At 68.3% G+C, this 3,341-nt stretch carries 4 protein-coding genes; 3 read left to right on the forward strand and 1 reads right to left on the reverse strand.

Features of this window, described 5'->3' with window-relative positions; genetic code table 11:
* The first annotated feature begins 37 nt into the window (after positions 1–37).
* From dusB to WBA11_RS10620, 3 genes are all read left to right on the forward strand, one after another.
* The gene (gene dusB / locus WBA11_RS10610) at positions 38–1,090 is read left to right on the forward strand and encodes a tRNA dihydrouridine synthase DusB (RefSeq protein ID WP_424520662.1); all 1,053 of its coding nucleotides are present in this window, start codon (positions 38–40) and stop codon (positions 1,088–1,090) included.
* On the forward strand, positions 1,087–1,380 hold the full coding sequence (locus WBA11_RS10615; RefSeq protein WP_424520663.1) for a hypothetical protein: 294 nt from the start codon (positions 1,087–1,089) through the stop codon (positions 1,378–1,380). Before dusB ends, WBA11_RS10615 begins: the two co-directional genes overlap by 4 nt.
* Positions 1,381–1,474: 94 nt before the next feature.
* The gene (locus WBA11_RS10620; protein ID WP_424520664.1) at positions 1,475–2,809 is read left to right on the forward strand and encodes an amidohydrolase family protein; all 1,335 of its coding nucleotides are present in this window, start codon (positions 1,475–1,477) and stop codon (positions 2,807–2,809) included.
* A gap of 31 nt (positions 2,810–2,840) precedes the next feature.
* On the opposite strand, the gene WBA11_RS10625 is transcribed toward WBA11_RS10620, so the two are convergent.
* Entirely contained in the window at positions 2,841–3,173 is a 333-nt protein-coding gene (locus tag WBA11_RS10625) for an Ig-like domain-containing protein (RefSeq protein WP_424520665.1), read from the reverse strand.
* Positions 3,174–3,341: the final 168 nt, after the last annotated feature.

Here is a 3,341-nt window from a genome sequence, read left to right on the forward strand (position 1 = left end):
CCCTCGACGGCGCTAACCGGGCGCTGTAGGTTTCGACATGCGCATCGCCGACATCGACCTCGGAACCAAACCGCTCCTCCTCGCCCCGATGGAGGACGTGTCCGATCCGCCGTTCCGCATTCTGTGCAAGCGGTACGGCGCCGACATGCTGTACACCGAGTTTATCTCGGCCGGCGGACTCGCGTACGGCGCCCAGGGCTCGGTCCAGAAGCTCGAGTTCTACGAAGAGGAGCGACCCGTCGGCATCCAGATTTTCGGCGGCGAGATCGACCAGGTGGCCGACGCGGCCCGGATCGCGGACGCCCAGAACCCGGACTTGATCGACATCAACTTCGGGTGCCCGGTCAAGAAGGTCGTCTGCAAGGACGGCGGCGCCGGCATCCTGCGCAACCTGCCCAAGATGGAGGCCATCACCCAAGCCGTGATCGAGGCGTCCTCGAGGCCGGTGACGGTCAAGACGCGCCTGGGTTGGAACGACGAGTCGATCCAGATCGAGGACGTGGCCCGGATGCTCGAGTCGACCGGCGTCGCGGCGTTGGCAGTCCACGCTCGGACGCGGGCTCAGATGTATCGCGGCGACGCGCGCTGGGAGTGGCTGCCACTCATCAAGGGCGCGCTCCGTGACATCCCGCTCATCGGCAACGGCGATGCCTCGAGCCCGGAGCGCGTCCGCGACATGTTCGACCAGACCGGCGTCGACGGCGTGATGATCGGGCGCGGCGCCATCGGCAACCCGTGGATCTTCCGGGAGGCCAAGAGCTTCCTCGAGGTCGGTGAGGTCCACGACCCGCCGTCGTGGGAGGAGCGGATCTCGGTCGTGGCCGAGCACCTGACGCTAAAGTGCGCGTGGCTCGGCGAGCGCAAAGGCGTGTTGGAGATGCGGCGGATGTACGGCGGCTACTTTAAGGGCCACCGCGGCGCCAGCCAGCTCCGGATGCGCCTGATGGAGTTCAAGGACCGCGACGGCGTCCTCGAGGTCCTGCACAACTGGCGGCCCGAGGACGAAGAGACGTCCGTGCCCGTCGCGCGCGCCGTTCGACCTGCGATCCCAGCTCGGCTCCCTCGCAAGGCGACGCTGCCGACGGCGTGACGGTCACGGAGGAGCGGTTCGACGATCACTCGGACCCCGGCGCCGAGTTCTCCTACCGCTACGTCGGGACGATCTCCCGATCCGAGGACGAGGGCCGCATTCTGATCGCACGGGCCTACGACGACACGCCAAAGCGCATCAGCTTCATGCGCTGGCAGGACGCCCGGTTTGGCGGACGTCGACCTCGAGGACGCGTGTTCGACCGGGCTGTGCGCTACGCGCGTGAGGCGCTGGGCAAGACCGACGTTCGGTTTTTCGGGCATCGAGGCTACGTCCGCGTCGAAGGCTGAAAGCTTCGTCGTCCTCGAGGGGGGATCGATGCGAGAAGGCCTGTCGACCTCGAGGGCGGACGGGCGTAGACTGAGGCACGGATCCTTTCGACTCATGCGCACTGTTCTCGTCCTCGCTGCCGCGCTCGCGGCGCCTGCCTTCGCCCAGACCACGCTCGTCCATTGTGGGACGCTGCTCGACCCGGCGACCTCGATGGAGCCGATGACCGAGCGGACCGTCGTCGTGCGGGACGGCGTCGTGTCCGAAATCAACGAGGGGTATCGCGCACCGATGACGTTCGAGAACGACCCGGACTACCGCGAGGCCGTCGTCGACCTGCGGGACGCGACGTGCATGCCGGGACTCATCGACAGCCACACGCACCTGACGGGCGAGAGCCGCAAGGGCGGCTACATCGACGACTTCCGCCTGACCGCGGCCGACCGCGTTCTTCAGGCCGTCGCGTTTGCGCGCTCGACGCTGATGGCCGGGTTCACGACCGTCCGCGACGTCGGCGGCGATGAGGGCGCGGACTACGCGCTGCGCGATGCCATCGCACGCGGCGATGTCGAGGGGCCGCGCATGTTCGTGGCCGGCAAGAGCCTGTCGATCTCGGGTGGCCATGCCGACCCGACCAATAGCTACCGCGAGGACATCGTCGGCGTGCCGGACGAGCGGCAGGGCGTCGTGGACGGGACGGACGCGGCGGTCCGCGGCGTCCGAATCGCGATCCGGCGCGGCTCGGACCTGATCAAGTTCACGGCAACGGGCGGCGTGCTGTCGCTCCAGGGCGACGGCTCGGGCGCTCACTTCTCTGAGGCCGAGATGCGAGCCATCATCGAAACGGCCAACAGCCGCGGCCTGACCGTCGCGGCTCATGCGCACGGCGACGAAGGCATGCAGATGGCCGTCCGCGCCGGCGTCTCGTCCATCGAGCACGGGACCTACATGTCCGACGAGACGATGGCGATGATGCGCCAGGCCGGCACCTACTTGGTGCCGACGATCACGGCCGGCAAGTCGGTCGCGGACTCGGCCCGCATCGAGGGCTACTACACGCCCGTCGTGACCCAGAAGTCGCTGACCATCGGCCCGCTCATCCAGGACACGTTCCGCCGCGCCTACGAAGCCGGCGTCCCGATCGCGTTCGGCACCGACGCCGGCGTCTTCCGCCACGGCCGCAACGCCTTGGAGTTCGTCTACATGGAGGAGGTCGGCGTGCCGTTTATGGAGTCGCTCCGCACGGCGACCGTCAACGCGGCCGACCTGCTAAACCAGACCGAGCGGCTCGGCGCGCTTCAGCGTGGCTTCGCCGCCGACATCGTCGCCGTCCAGGGCGCCCCCCTCGAGGACGCGTCGGCCATGCTCGACGTGTCGTTCGTGATGAAGGACGGCCACGTCCACAAGCTCGACGGCGTGTTCGTGCCGTTCGAGCTCCGGGCGCGCTAGCGTCCTCGAGGTCGAGTCCCGGTAGGTTCGATCAGGGCTCGACGGCGATCGACCATCGCGCCTGCGCCGGCCCGGACCGCGCCGAGATGACCGCGTGGCCCGGGGTCACGGCCTCGATGACACCGTCGTCGGAGATCGTTGCGACGGTCGGCTCGGATGAGGACCAGGTGACCTCTGGCGGCGGTGGGCGGTCACACTCGTTCATGATGTCGAGTTGCCCGGCGTGAACCTCAAGGACGTCGCCGACCGTGAGGTCGCCTTGGGTGTTCCGCTCCTCCCAGATGCACAGCGGCGGACCCCAGCGGCACCCCGGTGAGCAGAGAAGAAGGGTGAGAGCGCAGAGAGCTCGGGACGCGACCGCCATCCTGTGATACGGAGGTGTCGCGAGACCATACGTCCTCGAGGCCGGCTGCGAAAGTCTCTTCCGCCTCTGCATTCGCCCGCCGCGCACGGCGAGAGCGGGGAGGACAACACGGAGGGGCGGAGCACGGTCCTTACGTCGTGCCCAGGCGTCCCGGCGTGCCTCCCATGT

It is taken from the genome of Rubrivirga sp., assembly GCF_049648075.1.
In the GTDB taxonomy this organism is placed as follows: domain Bacteria; phylum Bacteroidota; class Rhodothermia; order Rhodothermales; family Rubricoccaceae; genus Rubrivirga.

Bases quoted from the DNA above. Each gene is read 5' to 3' on its own strand.
- dusB (WP_424520662.1), top strand. From the start codon at position 38: ATGCGCATCGCCGACATCGACCTCGGAACCAAACCGCTCCTCCTCGCC.
- WBA11_RS10620 (WP_424520664.1), top strand. From the start codon at position 1,475: ATGCGCACTGTTCTCGTCCTCGCTGCCGCGCTCGCGGCGCCTGCCTTC.
- WBA11_RS10625 (WP_424520665.1), bottom strand. From the start codon at position 3,173: ATGGCGGTCGCGTCCCGAGCTCTCTGCGCTCTCACCCTTCTTCTCTGC.